At 47.2% G+C, this 22867-nt stretch carries 21 protein-coding genes and 1 pseudogene; 10 read left to right on the top strand and 12 right to left on the bottom strand.

What is annotated here, in order from left to right; all coding sequences use genetic code 11:
- Positions 1-70 precede the first annotated feature (70 nt).
- The 4 genes from N836_RS63255 (at position 71) to N836_RS63240 (ending at position 4850) form a co-directional block, all read left to right on the top strand.
- A complete protein-coding gene (locus tag N836_RS63255; RefSeq protein WP_023075167.1) occupies positions 71-1105 on the top strand; it encodes an NAD-dependent epimerase in 1035 nt (344 codons plus the stop codon).
- 383 nt (positions 1106-1488) lie between these two features.
- A complete protein-coding gene (locus N836_RS63250) occupies positions 1489-2628 on the top strand; it encodes a glycosyltransferase family 2 protein (RefSeq protein WP_031293752.1) in 1140 nt (379 codons plus the stop codon).
- A gap of 185 nt (positions 2629-2813) precedes the next feature.
- On the top strand, positions 2814-3443 hold the full coding sequence (locus N836_RS63245) for a LysE family translocator (protein ID WP_023075164.1): 630 nt from the start codon (positions 2814-2816) through the stop codon (positions 3441-3443).
- Between the two features lie 3 nt (positions 3444-3446).
- A complete protein-coding gene (locus N836_RS63240; RefSeq protein WP_023075163.1) occupies positions 3447-4850 on the top strand; it encodes an ATP-binding protein in 1404 nt (467 codons plus the stop codon).
- A gap of 174 nt (positions 4851-5024) precedes the next feature.
- Here N836_RS63240 and N836_RS63235 read toward each other — a convergent pair whose 3' ends face one another.
- Positions 5025-5312, bottom strand: coding sequence for an RNA recognition motif domain-containing protein (locus N836_RS63235; RefSeq protein WP_023075162.1), 288 nt, complete (start codon positions 5310-5312; stop codon positions 5025-5027).
- Between the two features lie 302 nt (positions 5313-5614).
- On the opposite strand from N836_RS63235, the gene N836_RS0139055 reads away from it, so the two are divergent.
- Positions 5615-6559, top strand: coding sequence for a helix-turn-helix transcriptional regulator (locus N836_RS0139055; RefSeq protein WP_152532242.1), 945 nt, complete (start codon positions 5615-5617; stop codon positions 6557-6559).
- On the opposite strand, the gene N836_RS63230 is transcribed toward N836_RS0139055, so the two are convergent.
- The 6 genes from N836_RS63230 to N836_RS63205 form a co-directional block, all read right to left on the bottom strand.
- A complete protein-coding gene (locus N836_RS63230) occupies positions 6556-7509 on the bottom strand; it encodes an isopenicillin N synthase family dioxygenase (protein WP_023075160.1) in 954 nt (317 codons plus the stop codon). The two genes, N836_RS0139055 and N836_RS63230, sit on opposite strands and share 4 nt — an antisense overlap.
- Positions 7510-7520: 11 nt before the next feature.
- A complete protein-coding gene (locus tag N836_RS63225; RefSeq protein ID WP_023075159.1) occupies positions 7521-8315 on the bottom strand; it encodes an ADP-ribosylglycohydrolase family protein in 795 nt (264 codons plus the stop codon).
- Between the two features lie 266 nt (positions 8316-8581).
- Entirely contained in the window at positions 8582-11875 is a 3294-nt protein-coding gene (locus N836_RS63220) for a helicase HerA domain-containing protein (RefSeq protein WP_023075158.1), read from the bottom strand.
- 8 nt (positions 11876-11883) lie between these two features.
- Positions 11884-12537, bottom strand: a complete 654-nt coding sequence (locus N836_RS63215; protein ID WP_023075157.1) for a hypothetical protein — start codon at positions 12535-12537, stop codon at positions 11884-11886.
- Positions 12534-13598 carry an endonuclease domain-containing protein gene (locus tag N836_RS63210; protein WP_023075156.1) on the bottom strand — a complete coding sequence of 355 codons (1065 nt, stop codon included), beginning with the start codon at positions 13596-13598 and terminating at the stop codon, positions 12534-12536. The genes N836_RS63215 and N836_RS63210 overlap by 4 nt, the downstream gene beginning before the upstream one ends.
- A 536-nt stretch (positions 13599-14134) precedes the next feature.
- Positions 14135-14821 (bottom strand): type 1 glutamine amidotransferase domain-containing protein, encoded by a 687-nt coding sequence (locus tag N836_RS63205; RefSeq protein ID WP_023075155.1) that lies wholly within the window; start codon positions 14819-14821, stop codon positions 14135-14137.
- A gap of 162 nt (positions 14822-14983) precedes the next feature.
- On the opposite strand from N836_RS63205, the gene N836_RS63200 reads away from it, so the two are divergent.
- Entirely contained in the window at positions 14984-15877 is an 894-nt protein-coding gene (locus N836_RS63200) for a LysR family transcriptional regulator (protein WP_023075154.1), read from the top strand.
- 200 nt (positions 15878-16077) lie between these two features.
- Positions 16078-16860 carry a VOC family protein gene (locus tag N836_RS73720; protein ID WP_023075153.1) on the top strand — a complete coding sequence of 261 codons (783 nt, stop codon included), beginning with the start codon at positions 16078-16080 and terminating at the stop codon, positions 16858-16860.
- 104 nt (positions 16861-16964) lie between these two features.
- Here N836_RS73720 and N836_RS63195 read toward each other — a convergent pair whose 3' ends face one another.
- The gene (locus tag N836_RS63195) at positions 16965-17435 is read right to left on the bottom strand and encodes an MOSC domain-containing protein (protein ID WP_023075152.1); all 471 of its coding nucleotides are present in this window, start codon (positions 17433-17435) and stop codon (positions 16965-16967) included.
- A 207-nt stretch (positions 17436-17642) separates the two neighbouring features.
- Here N836_RS63195 and N836_RS63190 point away from each other — a divergent pair, with 207 nt between their 5' ends.
- On the top strand, positions 17643-18125 hold the full coding sequence (locus N836_RS63190) for a hypothetical protein (RefSeq protein ID WP_031293747.1): 483 nt from the start codon (positions 17643-17645) through the stop codon (positions 18123-18125).
- 87 nt (positions 18126-18212) lie between these two features.
- Here the strand turns inward: N836_RS63190 and N836_RS63185 are convergent, their stop codons facing one another.
- A complete protein-coding gene (locus N836_RS63185; RefSeq protein WP_023075149.1) occupies positions 18213-18893 on the bottom strand; it encodes an NADPH-dependent F420 reductase in 681 nt (226 codons plus the stop codon).
- Between the two features lie 104 nt (positions 18894-18997).
- Between N836_RS63185 and N836_RS63180 the strand changes: the two genes are divergently transcribed.
- Complete coding sequence (locus tag N836_RS63180; protein WP_023075148.1) at positions 18998-19582, top strand: TetR/AcrR family transcriptional regulator; 585 nt, start codon at positions 18998-19000, stop codon at positions 19580-19582.
- Positions 19583-19594: 12 nt separating this feature from the next.
- On the opposite strand, the gene N836_RS63175 is transcribed toward N836_RS63180, so the two are convergent.
- The 3 genes from N836_RS63175 to N836_RS63165 all read right to left on the bottom strand — a co-directional run bounded on the left by N836_RS63175 (position 19595) and on the right by N836_RS63165 (position 22428).
- Positions 19595-20779, bottom strand: a complete 1185-nt coding sequence (locus N836_RS63175; RefSeq protein WP_023075147.1) for an MFS transporter — start codon at positions 20777-20779, stop codon at positions 19595-19597.
- Between the two features lie 140 nt (positions 20780-20919).
- Entirely contained in the window at positions 20920-21657 is a 738-nt protein-coding gene (locus N836_RS63170; RefSeq protein WP_023075146.1) for an SDR family oxidoreductase, read from the bottom strand.
- Positions 21658-21828: 171 nt separating this feature from the next.
- Positions 21829-22428, bottom strand: coding sequence for a TetR/AcrR family transcriptional regulator (locus N836_RS63165; RefSeq protein ID WP_023075145.1), 600 nt, complete (start codon positions 22426-22428; stop codon positions 21829-21831).
- 139 nt (positions 22429-22567) lie between these two features.
- On the opposite strand from N836_RS63165, the pseudogene N836_RS0139045 reads away from it, so the two are divergent.
- A pseudogene (locus N836_RS0139045) lies at positions 22568-22867 on the top strand (hypothetical protein); the annotation flags it as partial.

Raw genomic sequence — 22867 nt, 5'->3', positions numbered from 1 at the left:
ACTGTTAAATGCGATTAACCGCTACCTAACCATTTTTCTCTAGTCTAGTACCCTGAAGGAAACTCTCCCCATGACCACAATTCTTGTAACTGGTGCCGCTGGGTTTATTGGCTATCATGTTGCCCATAGCTTACTGAACCAGGGCCATACCGTCATCGGTGTTGACAATCTCAACACCTACTACGACGTTCGTCTCAAACAAGCCCGACTGGCTCAGCTGAACCCCTATACCGAATTTCACTTTTACCAACTCGACATTGCTGACCGCGATGGCCTCCAGCGCCTATTTACCAACAACACCCCAGAGCAGGTGATCCATCTGGCAGCCCAGGCCGGTGTCCGCTACTCCCTGGAAAATCCCCATGTCTATGCTGACAGTAATCTTGTTGGCTTTGTCAACATTCTCGAAGGCTGTCGTCAGCATCAGATCCAACATTTAGTATTTGCCTCCTCCAGCTCAGTCTATGGTGCCAACCGTCATTTACCCTACGCTGTTAGCCACAATGTAGACCATCCCCTTAGCCTGTATGCAGCGACCAAAAAGGCCAATGAACTCATGGCCCACACCTACAGCCATCTCTACGGTCTACCGACCACTGGTTTGCGCTTCTTTACGGTTTACGGTCCCTGGGGACGTCCCGACATGGCACCGTTTAAGTTTACGAAAGCCATCCTTGAAGGCCGCACCATTGATGTATATAACTATGGCCGCATGCGCCGTGATTTTACTTATATTGACGATATTGTTACAGGAGTGGTGCAAACTCTCAACCATATTCCCCAACCTAGCGAGAACATAGCGAGCGATCCGAGCCATAGCCACGCTCCCTATCGCATTTACAACATTGGCAATGGTCGCCCGGTGGAGCTCATGGGCTTTATTGAAGTGCTTGAAAAGCATCTGGGGATCACAGCCCAAAAGAACATGTTGCCGCTGCAGCCCGGTGATGTTCTAGAAACCTGTGCCGATGTTACGGCCTTGCAGCAGACTGTTGGCTTTCAACCCACTACTCCTCTAGAATTGGGCCTACCCAGGTTTATTGACTGGTATCAGGACTACTATCAAAGGCACGACCAAAGGCAGGATTTATCCCTATCAGCGTAGCTCTCAGAAAAATACCGATTTATACTGATTTTTGTTGATTGGAACTGTCCTATGATTTCTTCTAGGTAGGGATGGAATGCTGACACGCCCCCGTAGCTAATCCAAACTGCTGACCACTCAGATTGATAGTTTGGTTTGATTTCTCATGATTCATTTTTAATGAATCTGGTCTCACCTAGGTTTCATTAAATTCTTAACTGTCTCTGTCATACTAGTCAGTAGTATCACCTAGTGTTGCTATTGAAGTGTTGAACTAATACTAAACCCTCATTCTACTGACGGGTTCTTTATATCATCAGGGGAAATGCATTTGGACCCAGGTCCACGGTCACTTCTGGCCGTTACTATCCCAATGTTCCCGCTGCCATTTTTGGATAGTTCCCATGACTGTTACACTTCCCTTCCCGCGCACCGCACCTACATCGCAGCCGTCAATTACTGTTGTCGTGGTTCCGCGAGAAGGCTTTAGCTGTATCCAACCGTCCCTAGACAGTATTTATAAACATACTAATATACCGTTTGAGCTGGTGTATGTTGATGCTGGGTCTCCCAGACATATTCGTAAGTATCTGATTAACTCAGCTGCCAAGCGCAGGTTCACCCTGCTGTGCAGTGATCATTTTCTCTCACCAAATCAAGCTCGTAACCTGGGACTAAGCCAGGTGACTACCGATTATGTTGTCTTTATCGACAATGATATTCATGTTTCTCCTGGCTGGCTAGAACATCTCTGGCAGTGTGCCCAGCAGACTGATGCCGCTGTTGTTAGTCCCCTTACCTGTATGGGTAAACCGCTCCACGATCGGATTCGTTTAGCTGGCGGAGAAGTCAGGATTTTTGTGGATGTTGAGGGCAATCAGAGCCGTCGTTGTTTGTATGAAAAACGCTTTTTGGTGAATCGTTCGGCAGCGGCAATTAAACATCAGCTCTACAGACGCTCCTGTGAGTTAGTGGAATTAGGCTGCGCCCTAATAAAACGAGATATCTTTGACCAGATTGGTCCCCTGGATGAAAAGTTGCTAGGTTCTCAAGAAGATGTCGACTTCTGTCTGAGCGTGAATCGGGCGGCAGGCAAAATGTTTTGTGAGCCAGCGGCTGTAGTGACCCATGTACCACAGTCCTCCATTAGCCGAACAGACCTGGCCTACTTGATGCTGCGTTGGAGTGATGCTTGGGAAGTGGAAAGTCTCACATACTTCCAACAAAAGTGGGATCTAGATATGGATCACTATTTTTTACAACGCTATAAGCAGCTGGGACAGCATCGTCGTCAAGCATTTTTATACCCGCTGATAGGCTGGCTATCTAGAGGGCGTAAAATGCCCTGGTTAATGAACTTTGCCATTAAACTCGAACAATGGTTCAACCAGATAATTGTTGATCGCCATGGTCGGTTGCCTAAAACTACTGTTAAAAAAGTAATGTCTGCATTACCTGACGATGGAATTTCTCCTCAAAAACAATTTCAACGATCGGTGCGCAACCCTGTCCGTCGATCTGAACCGCATCTAATGTCTCACTAAAAGCGCGTTGCAAAACGTTATCAAAACGGTATCAGAGGCGGTGATGGGTAGGCCCTGGCTTTTGGATGGAAACCCTGCTCCGGGTCACGATATGATTTGGGCACAAGCTAATGGCATAGTGTTTTTAGACTATGCCTAATGTAGAAACCTAGCATTGTCTTTACCCTCTACACCCGGACACTCCCATGCCCGATTTTGCTACTTTTTCCCTATTTCTTAGCGCTGCCATTATTTTGGCGATTACCCCAGGCCCCGGCATTTTTTATGTGATGACCCGCAGTCTCAAAGGGGGGCGAGGTGAGGGGATTGCCTCGGCCATGGGAACTTCAGTGGGCGGTATGTTCCACGTCGTTGCTGCAACCTTAGGAATTTCGATTGTGTTGGCGGCCTCTGCGTTGGCCTTTAATTTGGTCAAATATCTGGGAGCAGCGTATCTAATTTATCTTGGTATTAAAACAATTGTGGGCCGTGATGGCCATTGGGAAAGTGCCAATATTTGTCGTACGGGATACAAGCGAGCGTTTTGGCAGGGGGTGACGGTTGAGGTCTTGAATCCAAAGACAGCACTGTTTTTTTTGGCGTTTATTCCTCAGTTTATTAATCCTGATGGGGTTGTTTTTGCACAATTTTTGTTGCTGGGCTCGACTTCTGTTGCTCTAAATACTAGTGTTGATCTGGTTGTGATTACCCTGGCGGGTCCCATTGGTCAGTGGTTAAAGACGAGCCCCAGGTTGAGAACAGGGCAGCGCTATGTGACTGGGACGGGACTCGTTGCCCTGGGTAGCTATGTGGCGTTAACCGGTGAGGCAGAGTAACCCATGCTGTGTGCAGAGTCGTTATTGCAGATGGAGGCATTTCAGTCACTGCCTCGGGCGCGGTTAGATTGGATTTGCGATCGCGTCGAACCCATGCAACTCAAAGCCGGTGACGTCTTGGTGAAAGAAGGCGAGCGACCGCTTGGTTTTTTTATTCAGCTGAGTGGTCAAATTACCGTTAGTCGCCAGAGCAACGGTGTGAATATGCCCGTTGGTCGCCATCTAAGCCCGTCGTTTTTTGGGGAGATTCAAGTACTCACCGAAGACTTGGTCCCTGTGACCCTGAAAGCAGACACCGATGTGGATCTCTACCGTTTGCAGTGCCTTGATTTTTTAGATGTGCTCCACAGCTGCCGCGAATTTGAGCGAGATATCTTTCGGACTGTGGGCAAACGGATGCGAGGATTGGAGTCATTTATCCAGAGTCGTGAAAAAATGGCCGCCCTGGGGACGCTATCAGCGGGCTTGGCCCATGAACTTAATAATCCCGCCGCCGCCCTAGTGCGGTCCCTCAAAGATCTGCAGCCTGCCATGCTGGAACTGCAGCGGATGAACCTGGTGTACGGTCAGCGTCAGGTGGATGATGACCATACTCAGGAGTGGTTGGACATCCGCGATCGCGGATTTGAAGCGATTACCCATCCTGACAATGATCCACTGGCCCAGGCAGATCGAGAAGACGCCCTCACAGACTGGTTAGAAGACTATGGAGTTGCCAATGCCTGGCAGTTAGTAGAACCGCTAGCCGCTGGGAAGGTAGACCCTGCCAAGCTAGATGAACTGATGGCACGTTGGCGCGATGATCCCACCGAACTGCGAGATATGGGACTACGCTGGCTGGCATTATCCTTTGACGTGATTGGGATGATCCAAAGTGGTTTGGACGGAGCCGATCGCATCTCTACCCTGGTGCAGTCAATGAAGTCCTATTCTTATATGGATCGGGCGGCTCAACAACAGGTGAATATTCACGATGGCATTGAAGATACCCTCCGGTTGTTTGCCTTTAAGCTCAAACATGGCATTACGGTGGAGCGTCGCTACGATCAGACACTGCCCAAGATTATGGCCTTTGGCAGTGAGCTTAACCAAGTATGGACCAATCTAATCGACAATGCCATTGATGCTTTAGATGAGAGTTCTACTACAGACGCACCTAAGATTGTTATTCGCACCTGTGCCAAAAATGATTCTCTGAGGGTGGAAGTAGAAGACAATGGTCCTGGAATTCCTGAGGAAATTAAAAATCGGTTAACGGAACCCTTTTTTACCACTAAACCCATGGGTAAGGGATCGGGACTGGGGCTAGATGTGGTCCGACGCATTGTTGAAAATCGGCATCAGGGGAGTCTGCTGATCGAGTCTGTGCCAGGAAAAACCTGTTTTATTGTGATGTTGCCTCTATAGGGGCAGCGGCTGGTGATGTCCCTATAGGTCGTATCTAGCCTTATACATGTGGCACCAGGCTGATATCCCAGTTGTGTAGCATAGAAAAGCGAGTGGTTAAGAAAACCACTCGCCTTAGTGAAACTAAGAACGCTTGAACAACAAACGCTTAATTGTTAACTGAGCCAGGTTGGCTTAGAAAGAGTTACGACGATAGCCGCCGCCACCACCTGCAGATGCAGTACGAGGCTTCGCTTCGTTGACTCTCATCACACGACCCATCCACTCAGCACCGTCAAGTGCTTCAATGGCTTTCTGCTCTTCTTCTTTTGCAGCCATCTCAACGAAGGCAAACCCCCGAGGACGACCAGTTTCACGATCCGTCGGCAAACTTACACGGTTTACACGACCATACTCGTTAAAGACAGCTTCAACGTCTTCACGAGCGACATCATAGGACAAATTGCCCACATAGATAGACATAAGGAAATCCCCTTAATTGAAAAACATGTAGCGAGTTAAACGGAGATATTCCTGTCACTGAGATTGAGACTGTAACAAAATTAATTCTCTGCCGAAAACTTACCGTTTATATTATAGCAGCCGATTTTGGTATTTGGGAACCCCATAACGATAGCTTTTTTGTCCATAACGGGTTCCTACTCAGCTAAATCTAGCGAATCCCTAGTCTGGGCTATCTCTAGTGGCATCAGCGAAGGTTGGGCTGGGGGATTATTTATCTACAAAGCCATTAAAAAGAGGGAATAGGTTATAAGGGAAACAGGTTGTCATTTGATATCGGTGATGTGGGAGCCTCATCCATGCAGAGCCAGATTAATTTCGTCAATAGCCAGACCCTCCAGCCAGCGCCGACCGTCAATGCAGGTAAAATTTTAGTATCCAGTAAAGACCTCAACTGGGACGGTATTTATATAGAAAAAGGCGAGAACGATTCATTTAACCCAGATGATGTCACTGTGCCCCAGCACTACTTTGCTATGAATGTGGGGCAGCCTTTTGAGTGGGAATGGCAAGATGGCCGGACATTCAAAACCCACTGTTATGGCCCTGGTGAGCTTTGGGTGAACCCGGCAGGCGTACCCTTTTCCCATCGAATCAATACCTACAACCAGTTTGTTCTACTGACCCTAGATCCCGCGAAAGTTGTTGAAGTATTACCCGACTATCCCCTACTTGAACGTCGGACATTTCGCCGACAGCATAAGGTGCAAGATCGACATTTACAAATGTTGCTGCAGTCGTTGTTAGTAGAAGCAGAAAGCGGTGGACGCAATGGTAAACTCTATGCAGATGCCCTTTCAATGGCCCTGGCGGCACATTTTGTAAATCATTACAGCGCTGATACACCATTGAATCTCTCAGTTGCTCAGACGATTGAGCGACAGCGACTAGGCCAGGTAATTGATTATATTGACGCCTATCTGACCGAAAATTTGAGTCTGAATGATCTGGCTTTGGTCGCCGGGCTCAGTAAGTTCCACTTTTCACGACTGTTTAAACAAGCTTTTGGGGTCACTCCCCATCGATATCTGATGCAACGACGGGTAGAACGAGCGACCACACTACTCAAGCAAACTACTCTCAGGCAGCACTCCCTGACCATTGCTGAGATCGCCCACCAGCTCAGATTTGCCGATCAATCTCACTTTACGCGGGTCTTTAAGCAGATTAAAGGTGTAACTCCAAAACAGTTTCTCCAGCAAATTTAGTAGGTAGCTCGTAAGCGACTGAGGAGATAGTCTCCTGATTTAACCGGAGCATATTTCGGTGGATTTTGTTGACTATGGCATGTAGGCAAGCAAACAATATCCGCATCCGCATCAGGCTGACAAAAGAAAGCAATTGAGTAGCGGTTGCTCTGTGCTGAATTGGGTAATTTGACCCGATGTTTCGTCGAGCGAAAGATATTGTTGCTCCATTGCTGCATTAAGTCACCAGTATTGATCAACACAGTGTTGGCAATTGTGGGAGCTGCGATCCAGTCTCCTTGAGCAGTTTGCACTTCGAGTCCGCCTACGTTGTCTTGAAACAGTAAAGTTAAGGAGCCATAGTCTGAATGTGCACCTGCTCGCAGTTGGCCCGCTCTGGGAGCAGCTGTCAAGGGAGGATAGTGCAAAAGACGAAGAGTGTAGTTCTGGGTTTGGTGATGTTGAACCAGATAATCCGCAGGCATCGAAAGAGCACAGGCAAATGCTCGAAAGATCTGCTCTGTTGCTGTGGAGCACAGTTCAAAGAAATCATTCATCGTTTGGCGAAATAGAGGCTGCTCAGTCGGCCACAGATTAGTTGACGGATGAACGGTGGCTGCCGTCAGACTCTCTGAACCAATATTGAAAGCCTCTTTTAGATCTCCAGGTTTAGCTTCATCCAGACACTCACGTTCCAGCCCAATATAACCAAGGTTAGTGTATTCACTAGACCAGGCAAGTTGCTGTTTTGCTGTTAAAGGTAGATCAAAAAAAATACGCGATTGATCAAAAGCTTGATCAATCGCCTTTAAAGGAATGCCGTGATTTTTTAGATACAGAAAACCGACTTGATGACAGGCTTGAAAAATTGTCTGAATAGTCTGCTGACGAATTGCTGAATTGCCCTGAAGAAACCCAGAAAAATCAACCACCGGTATGTTAGTTAATGCCAGTGAAGTTGAATCGCCCATTTCAGCACTGTTTAAGCAGCTTGGGTTTGCAGAGACTGGTTGACAAATTCAGCCTGGAATTCAGTAATCAAGTCTTGTTGTCCCTCATCCAATAACCCCCACACTGAATTTTGTAAGGATTTAGGCACCTTGGGGTAGAACGCCTCGGCAATGCCGCCTGCAATAGCGGCTAAGGTTTTTGCATCGCCACCCAGTGAGATAGCTTTGCGGATAGCATCCTCAAAATCCTTAGAGTATAAAAATGCAATGATGGCCGCTTCCACCGTGTCTGTTGCCAGACAGCTGAACTGATAGCTTTGTTGCAGGTCTTGGTAAGAAGTCTTAAAGTTGTAGCCAAAAATATTGGTTAGGAGGTCTGAAATGGTCTCCTTTGGTGCTTTTTCTTTAGCTAAAAAGATAGCTGCTGCTGTCGCCTGAGCCCCCTGGACACCGTCGGGATGGTTGTGGCTGACCGTAGCAGAGCGCTCTGCCTCTTCCATGACCTCCTTGAGGTTATCAAATGCATAGGCAATGGGAGCAGCCCGCAATGCGCCGTCGTTACGACAACTGTAGTAAGGCTTTAGGCCATTTGTCTTAGCCCACTCACTAAAGCTGTTGTTGTACCCTCCCTTGATTTTAGGATACCAACTATACCAGCGTGTATAGCTTTCCTCATACTCCCCACCGTACAGAAGGTAATCTGCAGTAGCCAGAGTGAAAATTGTATTCTCTGTCCAGTGGCTGTCTGGGGTAATCAGTTCAAAGTCCTGGATTTTGGTGCGTTGGTGAGCAGAACCAAACGCATCTCCAAGAATGACTCCGAGCATATCTATGTTAATTGATTTTCATCGACATTCATCGCCTCAGCATTCTAACGTATATGTGTTCAAGTGGGATAAGTTTCTCATTAAAACCTGAAAACAGCCTCGACAGTTTCTAGTAATGAGGCCACATAATGTTGACTTCTGGCCTCTGATGTTGACTTCTGGCCTCTTAGGAACAATTCTATTCAGATTGATAGTTTCATGACTTTGAGTATAGCGATACTCAAGTCTTTAAAAAAAGCCCTGTTTAGTAGAACTTAGGTTAAAGCTCAAGACAACATCGCCCGTTGAGCACTATATAGCACCTCAGATTCATCTAGTGGCGTCGATGGGTGATGAGATAAGCAAAGTGAAGTGGCAATTTTAACAGGTGGATTTAACGATTCAGAAGCAACATAAAATTGTCCTCTCTTTAGTCTGGCGATGTCATCTCCATGGCCACCACGCTGGCGGATTTGGTCTTGAACCACACTAATGGCGGCTGGGGAGTTAGCTCTGCCATAAAACTGATTAGAGCAGTTGGCAATAATATTGTGATCAATACTCTTGGGTGCCTGGGTGGCAAAAATGATACCAAGACCATACTTGCGAGCCTGAGCAGCCAGGCGATTGAGGCTAGATTTACACGGTGTTACTTGCTGAGATGGCAAAAAGTCTTTAGCTTCGTCAATGACTAAAAGCCCTCTCAGGGGCTGATCCGAAGGAGCTGGATTCTTTTTGATCCAAGTAAACAAGGTCATCGCCAATTGATTGAGAAATTGCTGTTGTTGAGGCAGACCTGGTAAGCCAATAAAGTTGATTACGGACAGACGTGTTTTGGCTGGATTCTCTAACCCAAATAGGGTAGCCGGATCAAGTGCTGTACCGCTTTGGCGCAGAAGGGGATTATTGGCAATTTCTGCATTTAATAAATCAGCCATTTCCTCAGCCCGTCTGGCGGCATTTTTAATCCTTCCATTGGCTTCTTCAGGCAATTCTCTCAGAAATTCTGCAAAATATTCCAGATCGCCACCTCCCGTTTTGGCAAAGTGTTCTAGGGCATTGCGCAAAACACCCCGTTTGATCTGGGCGGTATTCCCTTTACCGGCTGCTACAATCCCTTCTAAACTATCGCGGGCCATATCAATGGCTTGGCTCAATTCGTCGGCATCACTGACCAATGCTGCAAAGTTGGGCAAGGGATCAAGAGAAAGGGGTCTTCCTGCCTTACGTCCTGGGGTCCAAATGACTACCTCAGTGTTGCGATGATAGTATTCAGCCTTATATTGCTCGTCTTCACTCCATACCTCTGGTCGGTTAGGCCATCTGTCACCCATTCTTGCCAAATCATTAGCTCCATCAATGACTATGGCTGGAATATTCTGAAGTGCAGTTTCTTCAACTAATCGGCGCACTAGCACTGTTTTTCCGGCACCGCTGCCTGCCAAAATCACGGTATGTTTGGTTAAGGCTTCTAGGGGAATTGTAATTATGTTACTGATTTGTTGACCAATAATGCGTCTACCCACCGATAAGCTATTGGGCTGAGTTTTTATATCAGGACCCAGCGGGACAGGGTTTAAATCATCAGCTGAGGTCTCACCTAGTGTTTCAGTGACAGTAGACGGGGGAGTACCATTACTACTGATTGAAGAAACACTTGGAGAAACACGTTCAGAATCCTCACTATTGACTGAGCTAAGGTTATCCCGTCTGATTTCACTAGGTGTTTCGCCACCAAACAGCCAGGCTACAGTTTTTTGGAGACAGGGAAGCTGAGAAACTGGACGCTGCTGTCGGATCCAGCTATCAAAATTAGGTAGACTTTGTATCTTTAACTGATGTAAAGCCCCCATAGTTTTAAGCTCTTCATCAGTGGGATAGATAATCAATCCGCCCAATTGAGAAAATTTATGAGTTAGTTGTTGGGCGACTGGACCACCTGGAAGCTGATTATTTTGAGTTCTGACAATGACTAATCGACGAAAACTTAATGCGTGATCAATTCCTGCTGTGGTCATAGCAGCTTTTAATCGAGCTCTGTATGCATTGGAATTCCTGCGCTGGAGCGCTCTAAGACAGAGATGCTGTTCGCGATCGCTTTCGTCTCTGTAAATCAACCTTACTCGTGCATGCATTTGAGGGTAGTTTCTACCGCCAGGAAAGCTGATATCCAGAGCGGTGTCTACATTATTAGCCAAAGGGTTTTCTTGTATCAGGCACTCACCAACGGTCTTTAGCCACTGGCCTAAAATTTTATCCTCACTTTTTTCATCTATTGCCTGAACAAGATTAAGCTGCTGGTGTGCTTTTTTAAATTTTTGTTCAATTTCAGAGTACTGAACATTTGATCGCTTGACTGGTGCCGCTGCTTCAAATGAGTGAAGCTCAATAATCTCCTGGTTCTCTAAACAGCGCTGCCGATGCTGATCGCAGTATCGCAAAATCTGTCTGGGGAACTTTCCACTTACCGATTTGAAAAAATCAGGATGAAAAGGCCATGTTGGGTAAGGTACCTTAAGATTACTTTGTTGATAGGCGACTTTCAGGCGGGGCTCTACAAGCTGAGCTGATATGTTTTGCTGGGAAATCTCTGATAGTACAGTTAAATCCTGAAATCGTCCTGTAAAGGATTGAATTGCTTGTTCTGTAAAATACTTCCAAGTAGGATCTAGACAAGAAACAATTGTAAGGGTCCTTGATGTTTTATCTAGCAAAGACATGAACCCACTACAAATTCCTTTGATAATGAATTTGGAAGTAGACTGTTCTTCTGATAGTTGCTCAGTGCTTGAGTGTATTTCAGAACGATAGTGCTGAGCTACAATTGCGTCCAGCTGATCAAATGCTAAAACCCAAGGAGATTGTAAGCTTAGAAGCCAGGATAATCCCTCTACGATTTCGCTAGGCTTTTTATTAGCTGCTGCTCTAAAGCGAAAGTCTCTTTTGGCAGAATCTTCGATTTCTAATCCGGACAACCAGGAATAGCCAATGTCAGAAAATATAAAGTCATCAGAGTTGAGCAGTATGAGTGATCTAATGATGTCTTGATATTGATTAGCCGCCTGGGGATTAAGCTGATTAACGGCCTTAAGAATCAAAAGAATGCCCTTTTTTAGGTAGTTAGCAGGCAGTTTTGCCATTTTCTCAGCTGATACATTAGAGTAACCAGCTAAGTCGAGCAAATATTGTATGATTTTCCTTAACTGAAATTGGGGTGTACCCTCTTCATCTTCCTCTCGAAGGGAGCTGATGTATCCCTGCAGTGTTGTCTCCCAAAAGTCATGAACATCTGTCATATCCACCAGGATAAAACCAATGCCCTGACTAATTAATTGCTGTCGCAGTACCGCTAAAAAATGGGTTTTCCCTGAACCAGCAGCTCCTGTAATCACCTCTCCTAATGGAGATTCAGTGCTTTGAGTAGTAGCCAGTTTACTGGCAGCAGCAAGAATCTTTAGTCGTTCCTGGTGATGTAAGTCGTCGATATGAAATTCTGGAGTGCTCCATACATGCCGTATACGAGTTGTCCAATTAAAGTCAACTGTTCGTAATGCTTTAAGCGCTAAGTCACGATTAAACATAACCTTGATTACTTAATAAAAACAAAATAGCGTTTGTCTCCACCGCCTAAGTCGATGGCCGCTTTTTCATCTTCAAGAGCAATCTCTTCAGGATCTTCCATAGGTCTGAGGGAAAGCTCGCCAGCCTGTTGCATCGAGCGTAGTGTATTGTTAACTGTCTGAGGTGGTATATCGTTTATAGCTTGATGAATTTGAGCAATACGCACCCTAAAATCAGCACTGGTTTGAGTTAGGCTGGCGTATGTTTTTCGAATTCTTTCTTCCAGTGAAGCGTGCGAGGGCTGATGGTCGATGGGTGCGTTTGATGAAGAGAGTGCTGGCTTGAGGAACTCTACCAGCGGCACATCGTTAGAGCGCATATATTGCCCTAATCGCATGAGAAAGGTTTGAAAAATTGGAATGGCTGTTGTAGCTCTGGGAGAAAACTCTACCTTAAAGTCTTCTGACTGTAGACGTTCTGACATCCAATCCCAGGCTTTGTCTTCTAGCACAAGATGGTTGGCACGTCCTCGTTTTTCCAGCCTGATCAGTCCCTGGTGAATCAGGGGTTTACACTCAGCTGTAGTCAGCTTAGGTTTGATTTTTGACACTTGGGGTTCATCCCCCGTTAGCAAAAGATTCCAAAGGATTAACTCATATTTAGATTTTAAGGGTTCACTCATGAACGTACCTCGTGCAAAGATAAAAGCTGCTGACGCCGAAATCGGACGACATCACGGATTTTTTCGATAGCTACCTCAGCATCTGCCATCACTTCGTCATGGGGTAACCTCAACACAATATAGTCGCTAATGAGAAGTTCGTAGTCGCGATTGCGATCGCAACTAAATCCAAATCGACTTCCATGGTGTCGATAGCCATCAATCTCTACAACGACACGTCCTTCAGACCAGAGTAAATCAACTATAAATTGGCTCAGACGTACTGATTGTAACTGTTGGTTAAACTTAAACAGTGGCGCTAATTCGTCGTCTTGGCCTAGTAAAACGGCTAACTTTTGTTCTCCAGGGCTAAAGGGATGAGGTCTGCCGTGAATAGGGAAGATTGTATATTTAGTTTCTTGAGGGACAGCGGTTGGCGGAACAGCTATATCGTGTAGTGAAATAGCTCCGTAAAGCACCGACTCTAGCTCATCCGCTGTGGATAAACTCTCTGGCAATAGTAATAGCAAACGTGAATGGGTATGGTCAGCAATCCACGTAATAGCTTTGGCTAATCCCAACAGACAGTGACTGGCTGGCTGAGGATGTGCGATCGCAAGAATCAGCCCATCCGAATCTAATGCAAACGCCAGCTGAGTTAACTGTAAGCTATGGGGAAAGTCAGGCAAACAAGGAACATTTTGCTGCTGACATTGCCGTACAGCTTCCTTGAGCCAGGGTAATGAAATGTTGTCACGAGTTGCCTGCAGGCTAGAACAGGCATACCGATTCATTAGGATATCCGTAACTGACGTGCCAGCCTCTATAAATAGCTCATCTTGTTGATACCAGGCAGGCCATAGTTCAAAGGCAACCTGGGCAAGCGTTTCTACAACATCAGCAATCGCCTGACTTTGGTTAGGTAGCTGTTCCCAGACATGAGTAATTACCCGTTGCCAACGTATATAGTGCGCTGTATCGAGTAAATAAGTAAGATTCTCCGTAATATTCTGACACAGAACGACTTGAACCTGCCCTGGAGAGAGTTTTTCTAGAACATTCTGTAATCGCTTTTGAGACATTAGGAATAAACACGATATCTCCAGTAAAGTTTATCCAAAAAACGCGATTGCTGATTTAGGGAATGGGTCGATCTGAAGCCTTTGCTATTTGACGGTTCCTTACAGCTAAAACCATCCTGAGGCTCAGTAATGCCCAAAAAACTATCGGATTAATCAGGAGATATATCTAAACTACATAGTCTCAATCACTTTCTAATGATGTAAATCTTAAAGTAGGGCGAGACACTTTGGTTTAGCACAGTCTGCTGCCCTTAAACAAAATTTGAGTTAAAACCCAGAGTTTTCTCTATGGTGAAACTGTGATTTTGAGCAGCGACGCCGTTTAATCCAAGGCACTTTAACAATACTTAAAACTGTTTTTCTTCTAGCCAAGTTCCATCGTTGCACACAATCCTATTGGTGAGATTATTGTAATCGGCTAATGAGGTTATGGCTGGGAAAAGGTAACAGTTTTTTGGATTAGCTGGGGGTAAGCAAATTGCCGAGGAGGGAAGTTATGGGGAGTGCGATCGCACTCCCCATAACTCCGAAAAGTATTACTTCAATGCCGCCAAAACAGCTTTAGCCGCTGGTTCAGATGAAGCTGGGTTTTGACCCGTAATCAAATTCCCATCCTGTTTAGTAAATGCCCCCCAGTCAGAACCGGCTTCAAAGCTTGCCCCTAGCTCCCGCAGACGAGTTTCTAACAAAAAGGGAACAACCGTATCGAGCTCAACCGCTTTCTCTTCACTATTGCTAAAGGCAGTAACGACTTTCCCTTTAACCAACGGTTCGCCTGAGGCTGTTTTCACATTGACCAGACCAGCCGGTGCATGACAGACGGCAGCAATGATTTTCTCCTCTTCATCAAAGGCTTCAATCAAATTGCTCAGGGTAGAGCTGACAGCAAAATCCCACATGGTGCCGTGACCGCCGGGTAGAAAAATGGCGTCATAATCACCGGCATCCACCTGGTCAATGGCAATCGTATTAGCCAATGCCTCTTGGGCTGCACTATCAGCTAGAAAGCGTTTGGTGTAGTCAGTTTGACTCTCGTCTAGATGGCTTTTAGGATCTAGCGGAGCCTGACCGCCTTTGATTGAAGCCAGGGTGACGGTGGCACCGGCATCAAGAAATGTGTAGTAAGGACAAGCCAGCTCTTCCAGCCAGAATCCGGTAGCGTGCCCGGTGTCGCCAAGCTGGTTGTGGGAGGTAAGCACAATCAGAATATGAGGATTAGCCATGAAGTGTTGCTCCTAAACAAGTTGCAAAATCTGACAACGGAAGATTCCCCCGAACGCTTTAGTGAGGATGCGTTGGTTCGTTGTTTCTTTCGTTGTTTCTATTGTTGCTCATGAAATATAAAATTAGACTTGGTCAAATAACTTTTGCTCAGCTGCAATAATATGAGCGTTTGGGATGGTGTTTCAGAATTTGTCACGGTAGTGGATGCAGGCAGTTTTTCAGCTGCAGCAAAGCGGTTGGGGGTTTCCACATCCTATGTTAGTCGCCAGGTTTCGGCCTTGGAAGAACGGTTAGGCATTCGGTTATTAGCGCGGTCTACCCGCAAAGTACGGATGACAGATGCCGGAGCAGAATACTATCGCCGCTGTTCCGAGCTGGTCGCTGGGTTAGAAGAAGCCAACCAGGTGGTGGTAGGTGAAACAGCTGAGATTGTAGGACGAATTCGCGTGGCAGCAGCAGGCGCATTTGCAGAACGCTACGTGGCTCCAGCACTCGCAGAGTTTGCCCGACAGCATTCCCAGGTGCATATCGACATCGACTTTAATACGCGCAATATTGATCTAATTGACGAAGGGTTTGATTTTGCCATTCGCTATGGGGTGCTGCAAGATAGCAGTTTAATCGCGCGTAAACTGACGGGACGGACCTTGGTGGCCTGCGCCAGTCCTGACTATCTGCGGCAATGGGGCAGACCAGTCGAGCCAGATGAGCTACGGGAGCATGCCTGTTTACTAGCTAATACCGACCGCTGGCGGTTTTCCTATCCCGATGGCGAGCGGTTTATTCGGGTATCTGGGCCCTGGCGCAGCAACAATGGACCAGCCCTGGCAGCGGCAGCTGTAATGGGGTTGGGAATCGCTTATTCGCCTCGGGTTAATTTATTGGCAGGGCTGGATTCCGGAAAGCTGGTTCCCATTTTGCAAGATTTCTGGGATCGAGATCGATCTACGTGGATTGTATATCCCAATCGTCAGCACCTGCCCTTACGGGTACGTCGGGCGATTGATTTTTTGGTGGACTATTTTCAGAAGCGTCAAGCAACGCTGGCTGTGTAGTCTGACGCCTACCGTCTTCTCCCGTGGACAAACCTATAATTGGAGTAGATCAATACATTGGAGAATGTTGGCAACCGCCAGGATTCTAAATGTTGAAACATATGGGAGAGGACATCTATATTTTTGAGTAAAATGCAAATCTGAAAGAGGGCTCACGTTAGGCTGGTCTTTAGTGAGGCTATTGGCACAAGGAGGAGACGATGTGCAAAAAGTCTGAAGTGGGTCGTGTGGTCTGGCACGATCTGATCACTCATGATGTTGCCAGGGCAAAGCGTTTCTATGCTGATCTGCTTGGTTGGGAATACCAGATCGAGCATGCCTCTGATTTTGTCTGGAAGCCTGGTGAGGCTGACTATCCTTTGATTTTTGCGAATGGTCAGGCCCACGGAGGGTTGGTTGATGTTGGAGAAGATATCTCATCCTATTGGATAGCCTATGTGATGGTTGAAGATGTCGATACTGTAACAACGAAAGCAAAGACTTTGGGCGCGTTGATTGAGCGGGAGCCTTTTGATACACCAGGAGTTGGCCGTGGTGCAGTGCATCGAGATCCGCAGGGTGCAATTATCAGTCCTTTTTGTCCCTCCTATGGCTTTCCAGCTCCCGACGGTATATTTCTTTGGGATGAACTGATCACAGATGATGTGGAGTCAGCCCAGCGTTTCTATAGTGAGCTATTTGCCTGGCATGTCACTGACATCGATGTGGGTCAAATGAGTCGATCCAGCGTCTTTAAATGTGTTAACCACACTGATGTGGTTGGGGTGACGACACATTTGTTTGATGAAATTGGATTTTCTGCTTGGATCAGTTATCTTGCGACTAATGATGTGGATGCGACTCTTGTCAAAGCAAAGATGCTCGGTGCCAGTGTGATTATGGAGGGAACCGATATGCCAAAGCTGGGACGATGCGCCATCCTGGTAGATCCGACGGGGGCTATATTTGGGCTATTGGCACCTGGTAGATCCTACAAAAACTGAAGTGTTGAAAGACGGAATCGGCAACCATTGAGACTGTTTCCACCTTGAGAACTAAGGTTTTTCACGGGAAAATCTCAAGATTTCAGCTTGGATGTGATTTCTCTTCAGACTATCCGTACGTTATTCCCTACGCTGATGGTGCCGGGAGCTAAAACGCGAGCATAGAGACGACTGATGCCAGGATGGTGTTTTTGATTAATGCGGCTATAGCGGCGATCGCTAAAGTAACGGCTAATGTGGCGACAGGGGGCAGCATAATCGGTAATCAGCAGACGCACAGTATCTCCTAGCTGCAGTTGTACATCGGGAACCAGCTGTTCCCAGACAAGTCCAGCCACAGTGATGTTTTCACCGGCGCTGCCAGCCTCGATCCGGTGCCCTTCGTTTTGGAGGGTTTGAATAATCTCAGCAGACCAGAGACAGACAGCACGCTCTGGACCACCATGATATTTCAGGTTTCGCTGGCGATCGCCGATGAGGCCGTCTGGCGTGATTTGGGCTTCAGAGATCGGACGTTTAGGCGTGCCGCCATCAGAGATATTGATTTGGATAATCTGACCTGAGGAGGAGTGCATAGATTTAAGCAGATGACCATTGGTATTTTGCCAAAAAATAACGCATACTCCCTGTTACCCATTTGGTTTGATAGTCTGCGCTGCAGACTCTTGCTGAGCCAGATTAACATCAAAAAATTGTGATTCTTATTGATTAGCTGGGAAATATGTCTCTATAAACAGCAGCTATAACTTGCTGTTGCAAATTTCTATATGCTTCTAGGTTTTATGAAACCATTACTCACGATTTCTATCGGTCTTAGTTCTGTTTTAGCTCTGTTTGGTTCTGCTGCTCAGGCGCAGTACGATTCTTTTGAGCCACCATTGGGGTTTTATGTGGATTATGCCTGTTCCAGTCAAGATGGATTAGGAGAGCTCAATGTCGAGTTGTTTACGACTCAAGGTGGATTGTTTCTAACTAGTGACGATATCGATTTTCCTGAGTTTCTAGGCGTTAGCGAAGAGCTAGGCCCCTATGCTGACTACAACGAAGTTGGTGAGCCATGGGCATGGGAGTATCAGTTTACCGGCAGTTCAGCAGGTGAAGAATTATCCTATGATATTGTTCTGTTAGATCAGTGGGATTCGGACGACAGTGAGTATTTAAGGGTGACCCAGTATGCGCCAGAATTTAGTGGATCACCTCGGGCACCCGTTGTTCTAGATTATGTTTGTGAAGTAACTGGGGGTGGTGTAAACCCTTTCCTGTAGGCTCATTGCATTAGAGTTAATACAGGAGATAAATGAGACCCATATGGTCGAGGACCGTGTGGGTTGATTGTTAGACGTGAACAAGTTTTATTTCAGGTTGGATAATTGGCGTCCGCCTAGGCGTTCTTGGGTCGCTGAGGGTAATGTTTGTACGGATAGGGTGGCATAGGAGCCCATACCCTGGCCAATAATCATGAGGCGGATAAAGTTGCCGAGATTTTCGAGTAGCCTGGCCTGGCGTAGAGGGCCGCAGTCTAGAGGGCTAAAGCCAATTTCTTGGGCGAGTTGGGCTACAGTTTGTTTTGCAGTGGCGTCATCACCTGCTAAAAAGACTGAAACATTATGCTGATCTAGGGGCTGTGGAGAGAGTTCGAACACTTCCTGGGCCATCGTGTTGAAGGCTTTGACAATCTTGGCATTGGGAGCTTGGTCAGCCAGGATCTCGGCTAGAGAATAGGTGATGGGCTCATAAGCAAATTCGGCGGGGATTTCAAAGTTGTTGCAGTCAATTAATATCTTGCCATTGAGAACATCAGTTGTTGATAACACCTCAGCTGGATTAACGCCGCGAATAGTGTAGAGTAGCACATCGCCAAATTCAGCGGCTTCGATATTGGTACCTCCCTGAGTGTTGTGGCCCATTTGTTCAGCTATTTGCCGTCCTTTTTCCTGGGTACGAGCGCCAAAAAAGACGTCATGTCCCTGCTCTGCCCAGAGGGTACCGAGGGAACGTCCCATGTTGCCGCTGCCTAGAATGCCAATTTTCATAGTTTGAGTCCTGAATAATTAAAACGAACAGGTCTGTATTTAACCTGATTTGATTAATAACAGACAGGTCTGTATCATGTCAATAGGTTTATTTTATAAAGCCCATGCCGCGTAAGTCTGCTGCCACTGATAAGCCGCTGAAGGAGCACATTCTGGATGTGGCAGACCGATTATTTTATACGTGTGGGCTGCATGCGGTTGGGGTGGACCGGGTGATTGCTGAGGCGAAAATTGCCAAGACGAGTCTCTATCGGTACTTTCCGTCAAAGGATGCGCTGATTCAGGCTTATTTGGAGCGACGAAATCAGCGGTTTTGGCAGCTATTGGAGGCGTCTTTGGCAGACTGTGAGCCGGAGTCGCTGGCGCGGCTGGTGGGCATGATTGATTTTATTGTTTACCTGTTGGCAAGGCCTGATTGTCAGGGTTGTCCGTTTTTGTTGACAGCCAGCGAGTTTGCGGATGCAGAGCATCTGTCGCGGCAGGTGATTTTGGCCCATAAACGGCAGGTGTGCGATCGCATCACTATTCTCGCCACTGCTGCTAACCTCAACCAGCCCCAAACACTGGCCACCCAGCTCACTATGCTGATCGACGGTGGCTTTTCCCAAGTTCGATATTTAGACAAAGTTCAGGTTAGTCAAACCTTTAAGGGCGCAGCCACAGCTTTAATCACTCAAGCAGCGGCCTAATCAGTCGGTCAATTAAACCAGACTCTGACTACGCAACCGCTTTTGCTGCAGCCACAGCACTACCAACAGTGTAATCAGCACCAATGGCCAGCTCATCTGGTTAAGAATCTCCCAATTAAAGCGATAAAACACTCGTCCTGCTAGGAAGGTGACGACAGCCACAAAGCTAAACATAATAAAGTCGTGGATCGCCTGTACCTGACCTTGCTCTGCAGGCCTATGGGTTTCCGTCAGTAGAGTTGTAGAGCCCACATACATAAAATTCCAGCCCAGCCCCAACAAAAATAAAGCGATCGCAAAGTGCCAAAAGCTAGTACCTGTTAGATTCAGCCCCATACAGCCCAGGTTTAACAGGGCTCCGGTCACAATAATCTTCAACACACCCAGCCGTTTAATCAACCATCCCGTCACCAATGAAGGTGCAAACATACCGAGCACATGCCACTGAATCACTGAGGCTGTCTGGTCAAACGAGTGTAATTCTGCTGCCATAGCTAAGGGTGTTGCTGTCATCACAAACACCATAACGCCGTAGCTAACCGTACTTCCTAGGGTGGCGACCAAAAATTTAGGTTGTCGCATAATCTGCACCAGAGGTCGTTTACGGTGGACATTGTGGGCTGTCGAAGCATTAGGAATCTGCAGCCCTAACAACAACAAACCGGTTAATACCTGCAGCCCCATTATCGCCACAATTGAACCGATATACAGCTCACTGTTAAACCAACCTTTAGAACCAGTGGCGACCCAGGGGCCTAGTATGGCCGCAATAATGCCACCTGCCAGTACCCAAGAAATTGACTGGGAACGCAGGGCATCATCGGCTATATCTGCAGCCGCAAAGCGATAGTAGCCAACAAAACTATTAGAAACACCCAGCAGCGTTGTAGACAGCGTAAACAACCAAAAATGAGCGATGATGAGACTATAAATGCCAATGCCTGCCCCGATTAGTCCCACCAATGTACCGACCAGAAACCCACCGCGCCGACCGATTCGCTGCATCAATAATGAAGCTGGAATCGTAGCCGTCATCGTAGCCACCTGACGCATAGCTAGCGGCACAGTCGCTAACGCTTTGTCAGTTGCCAGGGCATAGCCGATCAGAGCCGCAACGGTGACTAAAACAGTATTGGTAGTCATCGCCGTTGCCTGACAAAGCGCCAGCAGCGCCACCTGAGATTTGGCAGATTTCATAGGAGTGGGTGATTGATAGGCTTTGAGCCTACCATGGGTGCCCCGTGAGATGTATTTATGGCTTGTATTATGGCTATCTATAGGATTAATTGTAGAGGCATCCACAAGAGATGCCCCTACAATATCTAGAAGCACTTGCCCTAAAGCGTAGCCCAGCCGCCAGCCACCAGGATCTCTTCGCCGAGCATATAAGAAGAGTCATCGCTGGCCAAGAACAAAACCGCTTTAGCAATCTCATCAGGTTTACCAAAACGACCAATGGGAGTACGTCCCAAAACCTGGGCAGGAACATCCTCAGGGAGATCCATTTTTGACCAGATGGGAGTTTCAATTGGGCCAGGGGAAACGGCATTAACCCGAATCTGCCGATCTAACAATTCTCTGCTGAGAGAACGGGCTAGAGACCGAACAGCAGCTTTAGAGGCACCGTAAATACTTTCACCAGGCAGGGCAGTTTGATCGAGAACCGTAGTTGTCAGAATCATGCTACCGCCATTGTTCATCAAAGGCTCTAGCTTTTGGACAGTAAAGAATGCACCTTTGAAGTTAATGGCAATCTCTTGGTCGAAGTCAGCTTCGGTAACATCGCGGAAGTCAGCGCGTTTAGCAATACCTGCATTGGCAAAGAGAATATCGAACTGGCCAACGGTGTTTCTGATTTGGGTGGCGAGATGATCGAGTTCATCCAGAGATTGGACATCGGCTTTGATGCCAGTGACATTCGGTCCAAGGGCCGCGACAGCTTCGTCAATGCGGGTTTGGTTACGACCAGTGATGATGACCCGTGCCCCTTCAGCGATGAACAGTTTTGCCGTTTCAAAACCGATGCCAGTGGTGCCGCCAGTGATGACTGCTGTTTTGTTAGTTAAACGTGCCATGGTGATACCTCCAAAAATAAATATTGACTGATTGGTCTAAGTTTTTGCAAAAAAAAGAGCCCTCATTCCCCGCCCCTTCTCCCCAGGGAGAAGAGGAGTTAGAGGTTGTAGAATTCTACTGAAACCAAGAAGGTCTTGATCTTCAAAGTCCCTTTCTTCGGAGAGAGGGATTTAAGGTGAGGGCTCCTCCTCTAAAAGCAGCAAGGCGGATTGCACTGCGCCTTTAAGGGTAGTGTCGTCTTCCATCACTCTGCCGAGGAGGGCAATGCCCTGGGTGGTGCAGAGTAGCAGGCGAGCCAGGTCCCGTGGGTTTTTGTGGGGGCTGAGCTCTCCGGCTTTTTGGGCACGGGTGAGGGCGCTGCTGAAGGTGTCTTCTAGCTGGCGCAGGTAACCGCGCATGACTTTGGCGATGGCTTCATCGTCGGTATTGAAGTCGGCAATGTTAGTGCCGAGCATACAACCGCAGCTACCGGGAAGACCGTGCATGGTTTGCCAGTCGAGCAGTAGCTGTTTGATGTGGTTGAGAGTGGACCCCTCTGCCGACAAACGTTCTTTGATATCTCGCAGCGTAGTATGAGCGTAGTGCTCCAGGGCTTTGAGAAACAGCGATTGTTTGTTGCCAAAGGTATCGTACAGGCTCTTTTTACCAATACCCATTTGCTTGAGCAATTGTGAGAGGCTGGTGGCTTCGTAGCCGTGGTGCCAAAACACGTCCATAGCCTTGCTAAGGGCGACTTCGGTGTCAAATTGCTTGCTGGGTCCGCGTGTCATGAGTCTGGGGGGTTGACGACCTTGATTTAAGAATAGCGAACTTAGACCAATTGGTCAAGGTTTATTTTGAATTAAGTTTTGATGCTTGGCTGGTGTGGGTTTGCCAGAATAGCAGGGATAGTTTCTGGGAATGGTCGGCATGACGCAGGATGAGTTGTTGGAGGTGATTGAGGAAGCATCGCGGACTGGGGCGACGGAGTTGGATTTGTCGGGGCAGAAGTTGACGGAGTTGCCGCCAGAGATTGGGCGATTGACTCAATTGGAAACGTTGATATTGGGAAAGTGGGATGAGGATGAGTTTGAGTATGTTGGCAATCAAATTCGTGAGCTGCCGCCGGAGATTGTTCAGCTCACGAGTCTGACGTCGCTTTCCCTCAGCTCTAACCAGTTGAGTGAGTTGCCGCCAGAGATTGTCCAGCTCACGAGTCTGACGTCGCTT

Source organism: Leptolyngbya sp. Heron Island J, assembly GCF_000482245.1.
Classification (GTDB): domain Bacteria; phylum Cyanobacteriota; class Cyanobacteriia; order Phormidesmidales; family Phormidesmidaceae; genus Leptothoe.
Note: the sequence above shows the minus strand (reverse complement) of the source record. Positions and strands in the feature narration are given on the sequence as shown.

What these genes read in the sequence shown, in the direction of transcription:
- N836_RS63255 (WP_023075167.1), top strand. Translation starts at nt 71, where the DNA reads ATGACCACAATTCTTGTAACTGGTGCCGCTGGGTTTATTGGCTATCAT.
- N836_RS63250 (WP_031293752.1), top strand. Translation starts at nt 1,489, where the DNA reads ATGACTGTTACACTTCCCTTCCCGCGCACCGCACCTACATCGCAGCCG.
- N836_RS63245 (WP_023075164.1), top strand. Translation starts at nt 2,814, where the DNA reads ATGCCCGATTTTGCTACTTTTTCCCTATTTCTTAGCGCTGCCATTATT.
- N836_RS63240 (WP_023075163.1), top strand. Translation starts at nt 3,447, where the DNA reads ATGCTGTGTGCAGAGTCGTTATTGCAGATGGAGGCATTTCAGTCACTG.
- N836_RS63235 (WP_023075162.1), bottom strand. Translation starts at nt 5,312, where the DNA reads ATGTCTATCTATGTGGGCAATTTGTCCTATGATGTCGCTCGTGAAGAC.
- N836_RS63230 (WP_023075160.1), bottom strand. Translation starts at nt 7,509, where the DNA reads ATGGGCGATTCAACTTCACTGGCATTAACTAACATACCGGTGGTTGAT.
- N836_RS63225 (WP_023075159.1), bottom strand. Translation starts at nt 8,315, where the DNA reads ATGCTCGGAGTCATTCTTGGAGATGCGTTTGGTTCTGCTCACCAACGC.
- N836_RS63220 (WP_023075158.1), bottom strand. Translation starts at nt 11,875, where the DNA reads ATGTTTAATCGTGACTTAGCGCTTAAAGCATTACGAACAGTTGACTTT.
- N836_RS63215 (WP_023075157.1), bottom strand. Translation starts at nt 12,537, where the DNA reads ATGAGTGAACCCTTAAAATCTAAATATGAGTTAATCCTTTGGAATCTT.
- N836_RS63210 (WP_023075156.1), bottom strand. Translation starts at nt 13,598, where the DNA reads ATGTCTCAAAAGCGATTACAGAATGTTCTAGAAAAACTCTCTCCAGGG.
- N836_RS63205 (WP_023075155.1), bottom strand. Translation starts at nt 14,821, where the DNA reads ATGGCTAATCCTCATATTCTGATTGTGCTTACCTCCCACAACCAGCTT.
- N836_RS63200 (WP_023075154.1), top strand. Translation starts at nt 14,984, where the DNA reads ATGAGCGTTTGGGATGGTGTTTCAGAATTTGTCACGGTAGTGGATGCA.
- N836_RS73720 (WP_023075153.1), top strand. Translation starts at nt 16,078, where the DNA reads ATGTGCAAAAAGTCTGAAGTGGGTCGTGTGGTCTGGCACGATCTGATC.
- N836_RS63195 (WP_023075152.1), bottom strand. Translation starts at nt 17,435, where the DNA reads ATGCACTCCTCCTCAGGTCAGATTATCCAAATCAATATCTCTGATGGC.
- N836_RS63190 (WP_031293747.1), top strand. Translation starts at nt 17,643, where the DNA reads ATGAAACCATTACTCACGATTTCTATCGGTCTTAGTTCTGTTTTAGCT.
- N836_RS63185 (WP_023075149.1), bottom strand. Translation starts at nt 18,893, where the DNA reads ATGAAAATTGGCATTCTAGGCAGCGGCAACATGGGACGTTCCCTCGGT.
- N836_RS63180 (WP_023075148.1), top strand. Translation starts at nt 18,998, where the DNA reads ATGCCGCGTAAGTCTGCTGCCACTGATAAGCCGCTGAAGGAGCACATT.
- N836_RS63175 (WP_023075147.1), bottom strand. Translation starts at nt 20,779, where the DNA reads ATGAAATCTGCCAAATCTCAGGTGGCGCTGCTGGCGCTTTGTCAGGCA.
- N836_RS63170 (WP_023075146.1), bottom strand. Translation starts at nt 21,657, where the DNA reads ATGGCACGTTTAACTAACAAAACAGCAGTCATCACTGGCGGCACCACT.
- N836_RS63165 (WP_023075145.1), bottom strand. Translation starts at nt 22,428, where the DNA reads ATGACACGCGGACCCAGCAAGCAATTTGACACCGAAGTCGCCCTTAGC.